The sequence below is a fragment of the Aquiflexum lacus genome (genome assembly GCF_015476655.1).
Taxonomy (GTDB): domain Bacteria; phylum Bacteroidota; class Bacteroidia; order Cytophagales; family Cyclobacteriaceae; genus Aquiflexum; species Aquiflexum lacus.
In genome coordinates this window covers 1-264 of sequence record NZ_JABFHF010000103.1, presented here as the reverse complement: position 1 = coordinate 264, position 264 = coordinate 1, and the positions used below count along the sequence as shown (strand labels likewise).

Annotated in this window: 1 pseudogene; it reads left to right on the top strand. The window is 47.3% G+C overall.

Annotated features, from left to right (window positions below):
• A pseudogene (locus HMJ38_RS25215) lies at positions 1-264 on the top strand (transposase); the annotation flags it as partial.

The window sequence follows — 264 nt, the reverse complement described above, 5'->3', positions numbered from 1 at the left end:
AAAAGGTTCACCGCCAGCAGGAGTTTTTGTTGGACAACCCGCCTGCGGCTTTAAAGGACAGAATAGTTTCCCTGCACAAACCTTATCTTAGACCCATTGTGAGGGGAAAAGAAAACAGGCCTGTTGAGTTCGGGGCCAAAGCCCATATCCTTCAGGTGGACGGACTCACTTTTATAGACAAACTTGATTTCAATGCCTTCAACGAATGCACAAGACTTAAGCTCTCCGTGGCCAAACACAGGAGATTTTTCGGCCCTGTAAACC